Source organism: Sphingomonas sp., from assembly GCF_042095875.1.
Taxonomy (GTDB): Bacteria; Pseudomonadota; Alphaproteobacteria; order Sphingomonadales; family Sphingomonadaceae; genus Sphingomonas.
The window spans coordinates 59,752-74,057 of sequence record NZ_JBELMJ010000015.1; the positions used below are offsets into that span (position 1 = coordinate 59,752).

At 71.2% G+C, this 14,306-nt stretch carries 16 protein-coding genes; 1 reads left to right on the forward strand and 15 read right to left on the reverse strand.

Going from position 1 to position 14,306, the window contains the following annotated elements; translation table 11 throughout:
• From ACFDS6_RS07590 to ACFDS6_RS07615, 6 genes are all read right to left on the reverse strand, one after another.
• Positions 1-653 (reverse strand): GAF domain-containing protein (locus tag ACFDS6_RS07590; RefSeq protein ID WP_375271526.1); only part of this gene is annotated, 653 nt, incomplete at its 3' end.
• Entirely contained in the window at positions 654-1,217 is a 564-nt protein-coding gene (gene ssb, locus ACFDS6_RS07595) for a single-stranded DNA-binding protein (protein WP_375271527.1), read from the reverse strand. It lies immediately after the preceding gene.
• A gap of 10 nt (positions 1,218-1,227) precedes the next feature.
• On the reverse strand, positions 1,228-3,081 hold the full coding sequence (locus ACFDS6_RS07600) for a ferrous iron transporter B (protein ID WP_375271528.1): 1,854 nt from the start codon (positions 3,079-3,081) through the stop codon (positions 1,228-1,230).
• Between the two features lie 30 nt (positions 3,082-3,111).
• Positions 3,112-3,375: a FeoA family protein gene (locus tag ACFDS6_RS07605; RefSeq protein WP_375271529.1), complete on the reverse strand. Its 264-nt coding sequence runs from the start codon at positions 3,373-3,375 to the stop codon at positions 3,112-3,114.
• A 66-nt stretch (positions 3,376-3,441) separates the two neighbouring features.
• On the reverse strand, positions 3,442-4,128 hold the full coding sequence (locus ACFDS6_RS07610; protein WP_375271530.1) for a COQ9 family protein: 687 nt from the start codon (positions 4,126-4,128) through the stop codon (positions 3,442-3,444).
• On the reverse strand, positions 4,128-5,069 hold the full coding sequence (locus tag ACFDS6_RS07615) for a DMT family transporter (protein WP_375271546.1): 942 nt from the start codon (positions 5,067-5,069) through the stop codon (positions 4,128-4,130). The genes ACFDS6_RS07610 and ACFDS6_RS07615 overlap by 1 nt, the downstream gene beginning before the upstream one ends.
• Positions 5,070-5,243: 174 nt before the next feature.
• On the opposite strand from ACFDS6_RS07615, the gene ACFDS6_RS07620 reads away from it, so the two are divergent.
• On the forward strand, positions 5,244-6,326 hold the full coding sequence (locus ACFDS6_RS07620; protein ID WP_375271531.1) for an alkene reductase: 1,083 nt from the start codon (positions 5,244-5,246) through the stop codon (positions 6,324-6,326).
• A 35-nt stretch (positions 6,327-6,361) separates the two neighbouring features.
• On the opposite strand, the gene ACFDS6_RS07625 is transcribed toward ACFDS6_RS07620, so the two are convergent.
• The 9 genes from ACFDS6_RS07625 to ACFDS6_RS07665 all read right to left on the reverse strand — a co-directional run bounded on the left by ACFDS6_RS07625 (position 6,362) and on the right by ACFDS6_RS07665 (position 14,283).
• Complete coding sequence (locus ACFDS6_RS07625; RefSeq protein ID WP_375271532.1) at positions 6,362-6,871, reverse strand: hypothetical protein; 510 nt, start codon at positions 6,869-6,871, stop codon at positions 6,362-6,364.
• Positions 6,872-6,878: 7 nt separating this feature from the next.
• Positions 6,879-7,298 (reverse strand): 6,7-dimethyl-8-ribityllumazine synthase, encoded by a 420-nt coding sequence (gene ribH, locus ACFDS6_RS07630; protein WP_375271533.1) that lies wholly within the window; start codon positions 7,296-7,298, stop codon positions 6,879-6,881.
• Between the two features lie 16 nt (positions 7,299-7,314).
• Complete coding sequence (gene ribB / locus ACFDS6_RS07635; RefSeq protein ID WP_375271535.1) at positions 7,315-8,445, reverse strand: 3,4-dihydroxy-2-butanone-4-phosphate synthase; 1,131 nt, start codon at positions 8,443-8,445, stop codon at positions 7,315-7,317.
• Entirely contained in the window at positions 8,435-9,052 is a 618-nt protein-coding gene (locus tag ACFDS6_RS07640; RefSeq protein WP_375271536.1) for a riboflavin synthase, read from the reverse strand. The genes ribB and ACFDS6_RS07640 overlap by 11 nt, the downstream gene beginning before the upstream one ends.
• Positions 9,053-9,060: 8 nt before the next feature.
• Positions 9,061-9,996, reverse strand: coding sequence for a bifunctional diaminohydroxyphosphoribosylaminopyrimidine deaminase/5-amino-6-(5-phosphoribosylamino)uracil reductase RibD (ribD, locus tag ACFDS6_RS07645; RefSeq protein ID WP_375271537.1), 936 nt, complete (start codon positions 9,994-9,996; stop codon positions 9,061-9,063).
• A gap of 40 nt (positions 9,997-10,036) precedes the next feature.
• Positions 10,037-10,384 (reverse strand): hypothetical protein, encoded by a 348-nt coding sequence (locus ACFDS6_RS07650; RefSeq protein WP_375271538.1) that lies wholly within the window; start codon positions 10,382-10,384, stop codon positions 10,037-10,039.
• A 40-nt stretch (positions 10,385-10,424) separates the two neighbouring features.
• Positions 10,425-11,771, reverse strand: a complete 1,347-nt coding sequence (gene gltX, locus ACFDS6_RS07655) for a glutamate--tRNA ligase (protein ID WP_375271539.1) — start codon at positions 11,769-11,771, stop codon at positions 10,425-10,427.
• 72 nt (positions 11,772-11,843) lie between these two features.
• Positions 11,844-12,710, reverse strand: a complete 867-nt coding sequence (locus tag ACFDS6_RS07660) for a zinc-ribbon domain-containing protein (protein ID WP_375271540.1) — start codon at positions 12,708-12,710, stop codon at positions 11,844-11,846.
• A gap of 106 nt (positions 12,711-12,816) precedes the next feature.
• Entirely contained in the window at positions 12,817-14,283 is a 1,467-nt protein-coding gene (locus ACFDS6_RS07665; protein WP_375271547.1) for a S41 family peptidase, read from the reverse strand.
• Positions 14,284-14,306: the final 23 nt, after the last annotated feature.

A 14,306-nucleotide genomic window follows, 5' to 3' on the forward strand; every position in this document is an offset into this window, starting at 1 on the left:
TAGTAATCGTGATAACCGTCGGGCAGCGTCGACCACACCATCTGCGGCATGGTGTCGGCGAGCGTGCGAAAGCGCGTCTCGCTGTCGAGCGCCGCGCGGCGCGCGTCGTTCTCCGCCGCGCGCCACGCAGCACCATCGCGCGAATCGCGCAGCCGCGCGAGCACGTTGGCGGCGAGCACCAGCAGCCCCTCGTGCTGGATCGCGGTCAGCCCGTCGCGCGGCTCGGTGTCGATGACGCACAACGAGCCGAGCGGGATGCCGTCGTCCGACACCAAAGGGGCGCCGGCGTAGAAGCGGATGTGGGTGTCGCCCGTGACCAGCGGATTGTCGGCGAAGCGCGGATCGCGCGACGTGTCGGGGACGACCATCACGTCGTCCTCCAGCATCGCGTGCGCGCACAGGCTCTGCGCGCGCGGCGTCTCGCCGGCGTCGAGCCCGGTGCGCGACAGGAACATCTGGCGACGTTCCTCGACCAGGCTGACCAGCGCGATCGGCGCGTCGCACAGCCGCGCGGCGAAGTCGGTGATCTGCCGCAGCGCGGCCGAGTCGCGCAGCGCGTCGAGTTCGTAGGCGTCGAGCACCGCGCGCCGGCGCGCTTCGTCGATCTTCCAGCCGCGCGCGGCCGGTGCCGGTAGTGGCGGGGCCTCGCTCACTTAGAACGGAACGTCGTCGTCGAGGTCGTCCGCGTAGCCGCCACCGAAATTGCCAGAGCCGCCAGATGATCCGCCGCCAGATGATCCGACGCGCGCGCCGCCCGACCCGCCGCCGAAGCCGCCACCGCCGCGCGAGCCGCCGCGACTGCCGCCGCCGAAATCGTCACCGCCACCGAAGTCGTCGCGCGCACCGCCGCCGCCGCCACCGCCGCCGGGACCGTCGAGCATCGTCATCACCGCGCCCGGACCCTGGAGCACGATCTCGGTCGAGTAGCGGTCCTGACCCTGCTGGTCCTGCCACTTGCGGGTCTGGAGCTGGCCCTCGATGTACACCTTGGAGCCCTTGCGCAGGAACCGCTCGGCGACGCCAGCTAGGCCCTCACTAAAGATCGCGACCGAGTGCCACTCGGTGCGCTCCTTCTTCTCGCCCGAATTGCGGTCCTTCCACGATTCGGACGTGGCGATCCGCAGGTTGACCACCTTGCCGCCGTTCTGGAACGAGCGCGATTCGGGGTCGCGCCCGAGATTGCCGACGATGATGACCTTGTTGACGCTGCCTGCCATTCCTGCCTCTTCAAAGGCCGACGGCGACCGCCAGCCAGTAGGTTAATCCGGCCATGATGTAGGCCGCGGCGAACAGATAGCCAATCATGAACAGCGGCCATATCCACCCGTTCGTCTCGCGCCTGGTCACCGCGATGGTGGAAATGCACTGCGGCGCGAACACGAACCACATCAGAAACGCGAGCGCGGTCGGCAGCGTCCAGCGGTGGCGCAGGTTCTCAACGATGGTGCGTGTCCCCTGCGCGTCCTCGGGATCGTCGACCGCGTAGACGGTGCCGATCGCCGCCACCGCGACCTCGCGCGCCGCCATCGCGGGGATCAGCGCCAGCGCGATGTCACGGTTGAACCCGATCGGGCGCACCGCGACCTCGATCCCGTTCGCGATCCGGCCAGCGACCGAGTAATCGACCTGGCTCTGCCCCGCGGGCGCCTTGGGAAAGGACAGCAGCGCCCACAGGATCACGGTGGTGAGCGCGATGGTGGTGCCCGCGCGCTTCAGGAAGATGTAGGCGCGCTGCCACAGCCCGATCGCGACGTCGCGAAAGCGCGGCATCTGGTACTTGGGCATTTCCATCATGAAGCCCGACGAGGCGCCCTGCGTGACCGTCCGGCGCAGCACGAGCGCGGCGACGAACGCGCCCAGGATGCCGAGCAGGTAGAGCACCAGCAACACCAGCCCCTGCAATCCGACGAACCCCGCCACCAGCGTGTTGGGAATGAACGCGCCGATGATGATCGTGTAGACCGGCAACCGCGCCGAACAGGTCATCAACGGCGCGATCAGGATCGTGGTCAGCCGGTCCTTCTCGTCGTCGATCGTGCGCGTCGCCATGATGCCGGGCACCGCGCAGGCGAACGAGGAGAGCAGCGGGATGAACGCACGCCCCGACAGTCCGACGCGGCTCATCATCCGGTCCATCAGGAACGCGGCGCGCACCATGTAACCCGATGCCTCGAGCACCAGGATGAAGGCGAACAGGATCAGGATCTGCGGCAGGAACACGACCACCGCGCCGACGCCCGCGATCACGCCATCGGTGAGCAGCGAGCGTAGGAAGCCGTCGGGCATCACAGACTTGATCGCGTCGTCCGCGGCCGCGAACGCGCCCTCGATCCAGCCGATCGGCGCCTCCGACCAGGTGAACACCGCCTGAAACATGACGAACAGCAGCGCGACGAGCAGGACGGGGCCGACAACCGGGTGGAGCGCGACCGCGTCGAGCGCGTGGTTCCAGCGCCGCCTCGGCGTCTCGCTGACGGTCGCGGCGCTCGCGATCTGGCGCGCGCGGCGTTGCAGCACGCCGATCTCCTCAGGCGCGGCATCAATGGAAGCGCGCGCGGGCACGCGCTGGCCGAGCAGGGTCCCGAGCTGTTGCTTGAGCAGGTCGATCCCGCGGCGGCGCACCGCCACCGTCGGCACCACCGGCACGCCAAGTTCGCGCGCGAGCACGTCCGGGTCGAGCGTCAGCCCGTCGCGCTCGGCGAGGTCGACCATGTTGAGCGCGACGACGACCGGGAGCTTCAACGCGATCAGCTGGAGCGCGAAGCGCAGGTGGTTGTCGAGGTTGGAGGCGTCGACCACGACGATCATCGCGTCGGGCCGCCGCTCGAACCCGCCGCGCCCGGTCACCACGTCGACGGTCACGCGCTCGTCGGCGGACGCGGGATCGAGGCTGTAGGTGCCGGGCAGGTCGACGAGTTCGACCGGGCGACCGTCGTCGAGCGACAGGCGCCCCGAGTGACGCTCGACCGTGACGCCCGGATAGTTGCCGACCTTCTGCCGCGCGCCGGTCAGCGCGTTGAACAGCGCGCTCTTGCCGGCGTTGGGGTTGCCGACCATCGCGACCAGCGGCGAGGCATGCATGTCAGCCGGCGTTGCCCGAAACGCGTGCGATCACTCGGCGGGCAGCGGATCGAGCGAGACGCGCACCGCACCCGCCACCACGCGGCGCAGCGCCACCGTCATGCGCCCGATGCGGCAGGCGATCGGCCCGCCGCCGAAGCGCGCGCGGTGCAGCACCTCGATCGACACGCCGGCGTCGAAGCCCAGTTCGCGCAGCCGCCGCGCCTCTGGCGTCGCGAGGCGCGCCCACTCGATCGAATCAACGGTCGCGGCCTGGTGGCGCGGGAGGGTTTCGAGGTTGAGCGGCGCGGTCACGGGGATGGTATAAGCCCTCTGCGAGTGATTATCAATTACTCGCGGCACGCGTCGCGCGACGGTGCGTCATGCCACCGGATAGCGCAGCCGGCCGACGAAGCGCGACAGGCTTGGGTGGTAGCGCGTGCGCGCGGTGGCGCTCGCCTTCGCCTTCTCGATCGCCATGATGTTGTCGATCCGCCGCGCCAGGAACGCGCGCGTCTCGGCGTGACCCTCGCTGTCGTCGTCGAGGAAGGCCGTGATCGTCGCGGCGTAGGTGGCGAGCAGCATCGCGCGCTTGGTGTAGTGGTTGTAGTCGGTCGCGGTGTCGCCCGCGAGCCGCCACATCCGGTCGGCGCTGCGCCAGCCGAGCCGCGCGGCACGTAGCCCGTTGGTCGGCAGTGCCAGGATCGCGATCGCGCGGCGCAGCGACTCGCGGTCGGGCGCCAGGATGTCGAGCCGCGTCTCGATCAGTGCGGTGATGCGCTGGCGTATCTTCATGTCCGCTAGTCGCTCGGCGGGCAGTCGCGCCGCCATCTCGGCGTCGACGTGCTCGAACCAGGCGTCGACCATCGCCGGGGCGCCGCCCTCGAATGCCAGTTTCGCCACGTCGCGGTCGATGCCCGCCCCTTCCGCGGCGTAGTCGCGCGCCTCGTCGCTCCAGCCGTCGAACGCGGCGTTGCTGGCGATCGCGGGGGCGAGCTGCTGGCGCACCTCGTCGAGTGTCAGGTCGGCGGGGTCGTGCGCCGCATCGCTCACCATCGTGTCCGTCATCACCGCACCTCGTTCGCCGCTCGCGGCCCGGCCGCCGCCTTTACCACTTGGGGACTGCGGCGCACCAGCACCAGCGCGACCGCGACCATCGCCGCGCCGAACAGGTCGGGGGCGCCCAGCGCCTCGCCGTAGACGAGCCAGCCGATCGTCGCCGCCACGACGGGCTGGAGCAGCAACGCGAGCCCGATCACGAGCGGGCTGAGCTTTCCCAGCGCGTAGATCATGCAACCCTGCCCCAGCACCTGGCTGACGAGCGCGAGGCCGATCAGCGGCCACCAGTCGCCCGGTACCACCCGCTCGCCCAGCGCCAGCGCGATCGCGAGCAGCGGCGCGAGCGCGGCGAGCGAGGACAGCGCCAGCGCGGGCCACGGCGCCATTGTGCGGCGCACCCCCGCCATCAGCACGAAATAGACTGCGTAGAGCACCCCCGCGAGCACGCACAGCAGGTCGCCGACCAGGTGCCGCGGATCGAGCTGGTACGACCGCCCCATCAGCAATCCCGCGCCGAGTGCCGCCAGCAGCAGCGCGGACCCCTGCGTCCGCGTCGGCCAGGCGCGCGCGACCACGAAGCCGTAGATCGGAAAGATGAAGGTCGCCGAATTACCGAACAGCGTCGCGTTGGCGAGCGTCGTCTGCAGGATACCGACGTGCCAGCTGCCGAGGTCGAGCGCGAAGGCGACGCCGGCGAGTGCCAGCAGCCACCACATCCTGCCCGGCAGCCGCAGCGCCGTCGCGCGCATGCCGCTCACGACCGCGAGCACGACGATCAGCGGCACCGCGAGCGCCATGCGCCAGAAGGCGGCGGCGACCGGCCCGGTGTCGGCCAGCCGCACGAACCACGGCCCGAACGCGAGCGCGACGTTGGCGACGACGACCGCGAGCAGCGGCAGCGCGGGCGCGCCCTCGCCGGCGTGGCCGCTCTCGCCGTTGCCGAGCGGCATCGGACCCGGAATCGGGATCGGCACGCCGTCCCCGCGCGCGTCCGGAACCGCACCCTCGGCGAGCGCGCTTGGCGGCGGCGAAGCATTTCTTGGGTGCGCGCTGTGGTGCATGCCGCCCCTTAGCGTCCTATGTGTGCGGCGTCAGGTAGCTGAATGAAACGGAAAGGCCCCTTAATGCCCAGCCTGTTCGACTCCATTACCCTCGGCGCGATCGAGGCGCCCAACCGCATCCTCATGGCGCCGCTCACCCGCTCGCGCGCGACCAAGGATCACGTGCCGACCGATCTGATGATCGACTACTACCGCCAGCGCGCGTCCGCCGGCCTCATCATCTCGGAGGCGACGGGGATCAGCCGGCAGGGGCTCGGCTGGCCGAGCACGCCGGGTCTGTGGACCGACCAGCAGGTCGAGGCGTGGAAGCCGGTGACCGCGGCGGTGCACGAGGCCGGCGGGCGCATCGTCGCGCAATTGTGGCACATGGGCCGGCTCGCGCGTCCCGACGTGACCGGCATCCAGTCGGTGTCGTCCTCCACCAAGCGCGCGCCCTACCACGATCCCGATCCGGCGAAGAATCCGTACGACACGCCGCGCGCGCTGTCGGTGGACGAGATCCGCACCACGCTCGACGATTACGCCGCCGCCGCGCGCAACGCGGTCCGCGCCGGGTTCGACGGCGTGCAGATCCACGGCGCGAACGGTTACCTGATCGACCAATTCCTGCGCGACAACACCAACGATCGCGACGACGAGTACGGCGGCTCGCCGGAGAACCGCATCCGCCTGATGCGCGAAGTGACCGAGCGCGTGATCGCGGAAGTGGGTGCGGGCCGTACCTCGATCCGCCTGTCGCCCAACGGCGAGACGCAGGGCGCGGACGACAGCAATCCCGCAGCGGTGTTCGTGCCCGCGGCCAAGGCGCTGGACGAGCTCGGCATCGGCTTCCTGGAGTTGCGCGAGGTCGGGCCGGAGGGGACGTTCGGCACCACCGACGTGCCCAAGCTGAGCCCGAAGATTCGCGAGGTGTTCACCGGCCCGCTGGTGCTCAACCAGGATTACACGCAGGAAGCGGGGCAGGCGGACCTCGACGCGGGCGTCGCCGACGCGATCGCCTGGGGCCGGTTGTGGATCGCCAACCCCGATCTGGTCGAGCGTTTTCGCACCGGGGCAGGGTTCAACAAGCCCAATCCGAAGACCTTCTACACGCCCGGACCCGAGGGCTACGTCGACTATCCCGCGCTGGAGCGCGCGGACGCGTGAACACTGCCGCCCCGCCGGTCACGCGGCGGGGCAGCTCACGCCGGGTCGGCGTAGCGGTCGATCAGCGCGGTTGTGCCGGCGCGCAGCCGCTCGCGCATCTTCGGGTTGAACGCCACCGCGCCGAGCGCGAACAGCAGCGGCAGGCTCGACCAGGCGAGGCTGAGCAGCAGCACCGGCGTGACGATCAGCAGCACCAGCAGCGCGAAGGCCGCCCAGCGCAGCATCGTCGCGCGCGCCGGGTCGAGCGTGACCGTGCGCGGTGCGCGATCGTCGTAGAAGGCGCGAGTCGTGACGCTGAGACTGCCGTCGAAGCGGGTGACGCGCGGCAGTCCGCCCCTGGTTCGCTCAGGCGCGGCGCGCTCGTCGGCGGGCCGGTCCAGCACCCGGTCCAGCAGCAGCGGCGTGTCGTCGCGGCGCGCGCCCGCGGCTGGCGCGGCGGGTGTCGGGCGGGGCTTGCTGCCCAGCGCCTGCCCGGTCGCGGTGTCGATCACCTCCAGCCGCCGCCCGCGCTCCACGACGCGGAAGCGGGTTGGCGGCATGTCCACGGGCGCGTCAGCCGAGCCGCGATTTCAGGTCGAGCATCGCGAGCGCCGCTTTCGCCGCGCCCCCGCCCTTGTCGAGCTGTGCCGGATCGGCGCGAACGATCGCCTGCTGCTCGTTCTCGGTCGTCAGAATGCCGTTGCCGATCGGGATACCGTCCATCGTCAGCGCCATGATCCCGCGCGCGCTCTCGTTCGACACGATCTCGAAATGGTAGGTCTCGCCGCGGATCACGACGCCCAGCGCCACGAACCCGTCGAAGCGCCCCGTCTCCGCCGCCAGCGCGATCGCGCCGGGCACCTCGAGCGCGCCGGGCACGGTCGCGACCTCGCAACTGTGGCCCGCGTCCTTCAATGCGGCCTCGGCGCCCGCGACCAGCATGTCGTTCAGGTGATCGTAGAACCGCGCCTCGACGATGAGGAAATGCGCCATCTGGTTACTCCGAGAGTCAGTCGATCTTGCGCTCGCCGACGATCGACAGGCCGTAGCCGTCCAAGCCGACCAGCGTGTGGTGCGTGTTGGTGAGGAGCACCATGTCGTGGACGCCGAGTTCGGCCAGGATCATCGCGCCGACGCCGTAGTCGCGCAATTCCTCCATCTCGACCTCGACCGGCTCGCCGACCTTCATCTTGACCGCGGTGGTGAAGGCGTCGGCACGGTGGCGGTTGATGACGATGATGACGCCCGCGCCTTCCTCGGCGATCAGCTCCATCGAACGCGACAGCAGCCGCGCGCGGTCGCTGTCCTCGCCGAACATGTCCGCGAACGGCGACAGCGCGTGCATGCGGACCAGCGTCGGCCTGTTCGCGTCGACGCGGCCCTTCACCAGCGCGATCTGCTCGGTCCCCGTCGCCTTGTTGCGATACGCGCGCACGGTCCAGTCGCCGCCCCAGCGGCTCTTGAACGGCGCCTCGCTCGCCAGTTCGACCAGGTGATCGTGGCGGCGGCGATAGGCGATCAGGTCGCGGATCGTGCCGATCTTCAGGTTGTGGAGCTGCGCGAACGACACGAGGTCGTCCATCCGCGCCATCGTCCCGTCCTCGTTCATGATCTCGCAGATCACGCCCGAGGGGTTGAGCCCCGCCAGCCGCGACACGTCGACCGCCGCCTCGGTATGCCCCGCGCGCACCAGCACGCCGCCGTCGCGCGCGACGAGCGGGAAGACGTGGCCCGGCGTGACAATATCGGCCTTGTCCTTGGTGCCGTCGATCGCGACCGCGATCGTGCACGCGCGATCGGCGGCCGAGATGCCCGTCGTCACGCCCTCGCGCGCCTCGATCGAGACGGTGAAGGCGGTCTCGTGTCGGGTGCCGTTGTTGCGGCTCATCAGCTCGAGCCCGAGCGTGTCGACCCGCGACTTGGTCATCGCCAGGCAGATTAGCCCGCGGCCGTGGCGCGCCATGAAGTTGATCTTCTCCGGCGTCGCCATCTGCGCCGGGATGACGAGGTCGCCCTCGTTCTCGCGGTCCTCGTCGTCGACCAGGATGAACATGCGTCCGTTGCGCGCCTCGTCGATGATCTCTTCGGGCGACGAGAGGTAACCGTGCCGCAGGCGGGCTAGTTCGGGGTTAGCGGCCACGGTAAAGCTCCATCCGTTGGAGGTAACGGGCGAGGACGTCGATCTCGATGTTGACCGCCTGACCGGGCGCGAGCGCACCCAGCGTCGTCACTGCCTGCGTGTGCGGAATCAGGTTGATCGTGAAGGTGGAGCCGTCGGCCGCGTCCTCGACCGCGTTGACCGTCAGCGACACGCCGTCGACCGTCACCGATCCCTTGGGTGCGAGGAAGGGGGCGAGGTCGGCGGGCACGCGGATGCCGATCCGGCGCGAGTCTCCGTCCGGGATCACCTCGGTCACCTGCGCCACGCCGTCGACATGGCCCGTGACGATGTGCCCGCCCAGCTCGTCACCCAGCTTCATCGCGCGTTCCAGGTTGAGCGCCGCGCCCTCCTGCCACTGTCCGTCCGCGGTGCGGCTGATCGTCTCGCCCGAGACGTCGACCGCGAACCAGTGGCGGCCCGCGTCCTGACCCTTGTCCACCACGGTCAGGCACACGCCCGAGCAGGCGATCGACGCGCCCAGGTCGACGGTGTCGGTGTCGTAGGCGGTGCCGATGCGCAGGCGCGTGTCGCCGCCGCGCTCCACGCGCTCGACCGTGCCGATGTCGGAGATGATCCCGGTAAACATATTGCCTCTCAGCCGCGCTCGTAGACCTCGACGCGGTCGCTGCCAAGCGCGCGCGCGTCGTGCAGCCGCCAGCGTCCGTGCGCGTCCGCGAGGTCGGCGAGGCCGATGTCGGGCAGCGTCCGCCCGCCGCCGACGATCACCGGCGCGCGATAGAGCAGCAGCCGGTCGACCAGCTCGGCGTCGAGGAAGGCGGCGGCGGTCCGCGCCCCGCCTTCGACCAGCAGGTGATCGCCCGCGAGTGTCGCAATCTCCGCCGGCTGCGCGATCGTCCGCACGCCGGGAACCGGCTGCGACGACAGCACCACCCGTTCGGGCGCGCGCTGTTTCAGGCCGGGCAGCCGCACGTCGAGCCGCGGACGATCCGCCTCCCACGTGCCGCGCCCGACCAGGATGGCCTCGTGCCGCGCGCGCTCCGCGTGCGCGTGCGCGCGCGCCTCGGCGCCGGTGATCCACTGGCTGCGCCCGTCCGCCATCGCCGCCGCGCCGTCGAGCGACAGCGCGAGCTTGAGCGTCACGAACGGGCGCGCGTGGGCGCGGCGCGTCAGGAAGCCCGCCATCACGCGCGCTGCGTCCACCGCACGCACGCCGACCTCGACCGCGATCCCCGCGGCGCGCAGTCGCGCTATTCCCCGCCCATCGGTGCGCGGATCAGGATCGGGATGCGCGACGACGACGCGCGCGACGCCCGCGGCGACGAGCAGGTCGCTGCACGCCGGCCCGCGCGGCGACACGTGCGCGCACGGCTCCAGCGTGACGTAGGCGGTCGCGCCCGCGGCGCGCGCGCGCGCCTGTTCCAGCGCCATCGCCTCGGCGTGCGGACGCCCGCCCGCCTGCGTCCAGCCACGTCCGACCACCACGCCGCCCGCGACGATCACGCAGCCGACGTTGGGATTGGGCGCGGTCACCCCCCGCGTCCGCTCGGCGAGCGCTAGGCTTGCGCCCATCCAGCGCGCGTCGTCGGCGGACGGGCGGATCACCGGTCGGTCAGATGCCGAGGCGGGTCATCGCGTCGTCCATCTTCTTGAACGATTGCCGCAACTTCTCCTCGCGCGCGGCCTGCTTGGCCTTGGCGGCGTCGATCGCCGGCTGGTCGATCTTCTGCTGCGCGATGATCTGCGCGTCGGTGCGGTCGAGCCGGTATTGCTCGACGTAGATGATGTTGGGCTTGTACTCCTTCTCGAAGTACGAATCGTGCGCGAACGCCCAGACCAGCACGCTGGTGATCGTGACCGCGAGCACCAGGAACCACAATTCGTACGGCTGCCGCTGGTTCAGGAAGAAACGAAGGTCGCGGTAGGCGCGCACCGGGGACATGCGGCTGAAGAATTGCATGGAACCGATATAGGACGCGCGCGTGTCGCGTGCGAGTCCCTTACCCGCGGGCCGCCGCCTCCAGCCGCGCGAGGCTGCGCGCCTGCCCGATCAGCGGCAGCAGCGCCGCCATGTCGGGGCCGTGGTCGCGCCCGGTCAAGGCGCGGCGCAAGGGCAGGAACAGCGCCTTGCCCTTGCGCCCGGTATCGGCCTTCAGCGCGTTGGTCAGCGCGTGCCACGGGTCGCCCGCCCAGTCGATCGCGCGCGCGGCGGCGGCGGCCTGCGCCAGGTAATCGGCGTCCTCGCCCGCCGCGACCGCGTCGATCGGTCCCTCGACGACGTGCCACCAGTCCGCCGCCTCGGCGACCTCGTGCAGGTTCGGCCGCACCGCCGCCCATCCGCTCGCATCCATGCCGGCGGGCAGGCGATCGGCGACCGCGTCGTAATCAAGCTGGTGGACGACGCGCGCGTTGACCTGCGCCAGCTCCGCCTCGTCGAAGCGCGCGGGCGCGCGGCCGAAATGCGCGAAGTCGAACGCTTCGATCAGCGGGGCGGGGTCGACCACCGGCTCGACCGGATCGCTCGTGCCCAGCCGCGCGAGCAGCGAGACGATCGCGGCGGGCTCGATGCCGCTCTCGCGCAGCTCGTCCATGCCCAGTGCACCCAGCCGCTTGGACAATTTGCCCTCCGCGCCCGTCAGCAACGCCTCGTGCGCGAAGCGCGGGTGCGCCGCCCGCATCGCGTCGAACATCTGCAGCTGCAGCGCGGTGTTCGACACGTGGTCCTCGCCGCGCACGACGTGGGTCACGCCCATGTCGACGTCGTCGATCGCGCTCGGCAGCAGGTACAGCCACGATCCGTCGGCGCGGCGGATCACGGGGTCGCTCAACTGCGCGGGATCGAACGATTGGGCCCCGCGGATCAGGTCGTCCCAGGTGATCGGCGCATCGTGGTCGAGCCTGAAGCGCCAGTGCGGGCGCGTGCCCTCCGCCTCGAACCGCGCGTGGTCCGCCGTGGTCAGCGACAGCGCGGCGCGGTCGTACACCGGCGGCAGCCCGCGCCCGCGCGCGATCTTGCGTTTGAGGTCCAGTTCCTGCGCGCTCTCGTACGCCGGGTAGATGCGCCCGGCCGCGCGCAGCTCCTCGAACACCGCGTCGTAGCGGTCGAAGCGCGCCGACTGCCGCTCCTCCCGGTCGGGGTGGAGCCCGAGCCAGGCGAGGTCGGCGCGGATCGCGTCGACGAAGCGCTCATCGCTGCGCGCCGCGTCGGTGTCGTCGATCCGCAGGATGAAGCGCCCGTTGTTCTTTCGCGCCCACATCCAGTTGTGCAGCGCGGCGCGCACGTTGCCGACGTGGAGCCGGCCGGTCGGCGAGGGCGCGAAGCGGGTGACGATCGGGGAAGCGGTCATCCGCGCGGCCCTAGAGAAGCGCGGCGCCGCGCTCAACCGCGACGGTCGGTGCGTGCGCCGGCGCCCGCCCGCTCAGATGCGGCAGCCGTCGAGCACGGTGGTGCCCGCCTGGTGGCGCACCGACGCGCAGCGCAGCCGCACCACCGACCCGCGCGACAGCAGCTCCACCGCGTCGCGCTGTCCCCGCGCGAGTGCCGCCACGACGATCCCGCCGCGCTGATACCCCTCCAGGCTCAGCGCGGGCGGCGAATCGGACAATAGTCCGATCACGGTGCCGCGCACGGTGACCGGGCCGGGGAACTCCTCGCTCGCGCGGTCGGGATCGTCGGCGAAGGCGGCGTCGATCGCGGCGGCGGGGATCGCCGCCTCACCGTTCGGGTCGAGCGAGGCGGTGGAGCCGATCTCGTCGCCGGTCTGCACCACCTCCACGCTCGGGGCCGGCGTGGGCGTCGGCTCGGGTGTCGGTTCGGCCGCGATCTCGGTCGGCGCGTCGCTCGGCAGGTCGCCCGGTTCGGCGCCCGAGCCGGCGGTGGCGTCGCTCAGATTGGTCGCGCTCTCCGCCACGGGGCGCGCGCCCTCGCGCTGCTGCCAGAACACGATCGCGAGCACCGCCGCCGCGATCAGCGCCAGGATGACGAGCAGCCGCGTTCCCGTGCCGGTACCGCCGTCATCCTCGTCCTCGACCGGCTCGGTCGCGAACGGCGCGCGCGTCAGCGGCGGGGGCGGCGTTGCGCGGCGCTGCTCCGCGCGGCCGCCAGCGAAGTCGGATCGCGGATCGGGGCCGAAGTGCAGCCCTTCCGGCGGCAAGGATGACGGGGCTGCGGCGCGGTCGCCGCCTTCCTCGGCCGGCGCCTCGGCGACGGGCACGGGCGCGCCGCAGCGCGGGCAGAAGCGCGCGGCATCGGGCAATCGCGTGCCGCATTGGGTGCAGAATGCCATTGCTCACCTTTCGCGCAGACCGACCAGCACCGCCTAGCGCGCGCGAGCGCGGCTAACCAGCCTGCGATGCGCGCGGGCGTGTCGTGTTAGCCGATCGCGCGCGCGGTCAGAACAGCCCGGGCGTCTCGCGCTGCGCGGTCGACGGGCGCTCGGGGCTGATCAGCTCGCGCGTCTGCGCGAACGGCGTCGCGGTGCGCGCGGCCGCGGCGGTGGCGCCGATCCGCGTGCACCCGCGGCCTTGCAGGAAGTTGAGCGCCGCGCGCGTCGACGCCTCGCGCGGGTCGCCCATCTGGTAGGTTGAGTCGTCGACCGCCTGGCACGATGCCTCCACCTTGGTCGCGAGCCCGTCGTAGTAATCGCCCTGCCGCGCCGCATTCTGCAGCGCGAGCGCGACGACGCGCAGCCGGTCGTCGCACTGCGAGCGGTCGAGCGCGATCTGCCCCACCGGCTTGCCGTAGGTGTTGCTGCCGATCAGCGCGACGTTGGCGCGCAGGTACGGGATCATCGCGTTGATGACGTACTCGCTCGCCGACGCGGTATTGCCGGTGCCGATGAAGGCGATCTTGGTCGGGGTGACCGATTGCGGCTCGGGTGCGAAGAAGGTGGTCTCGTTCTGCGCCGACTTGGACGGGCGGAACGTGACATAGGTCTGCACGTCGCTGGTCGAGCGACCGCCGCCGAGCAGGTTGGTGAACAATTCGGCGATCGAGATCAGCCCGCCGCCGTTGTAGCGCACGTCGACGATGATGTTGGTGACGCCCGCGTCGCGGAACTGCTGGAACGCCGATCGCAGCCCGGCGTCGGCGGTGCCGATGAAGGTGCGCAGGTTGACGTAGCCGACGCGCATCCCGTTGTCGGTGATGATCTTCGCGCCGTAGCGCGACGACACCGGCGTCAGCGTGAACTCCGCCTTGGTCAGCGTCACGTTGCGCGTGCCCGCGTTGTCCGACACGCGCAGCACGCGCACGGTGCCCGGGGTATCGGGGCCGAGCGCGTCGGCCACGCCCTGCGGTCCGGCGGCGGCGATGATGTCGCTGGTGGTGCGCAGCGTCGCTTCGCTGGTCCCCACCGCCAGGATCTCGGTGCCGCGGTCGAGCCCGGCGGCGAGCGCGGGCGCGCCCTCGAACGCTTCGATGATGCCGACGCGGCGGTTGGTGGTGTAGTAGCCCAGGCGGATGCCGAAGCCGCCGCTCGCGCCGGCGCTGTAATAGGCGTTCTCCTCGGCGATCGAGGTCAGGTAGGTGAAGAACCGGTCCTTGCGCTGCGCGCGCGCGGTCGCGGTCAGCGCGTCGACGTAATCGTCGACCGTCGTGTAACCCGCCGGGCTGAGCGAGGCGGGCAGCAGTTCGGGGAACAGATACCATTCGTTCAACTGCGCGAGCGCCCAGTCCTGCCGCTCACGCAGCGAGCAGCCCGCCGCCGCGGTCGGGGTGGGCGTCGCGCTGGGTGCCGGGGTCGGCGCCGGGGCGGACGCGATCGGCACCCCGCCGCTCGTCGACCCGCCATCGCCCCCACCGCACGACGCGAGCATCGCCGCACCCGCCAGCAAACCGGAAAAACGCCCCGCACGCATCGCACTCTCCACTCGGGCACCGG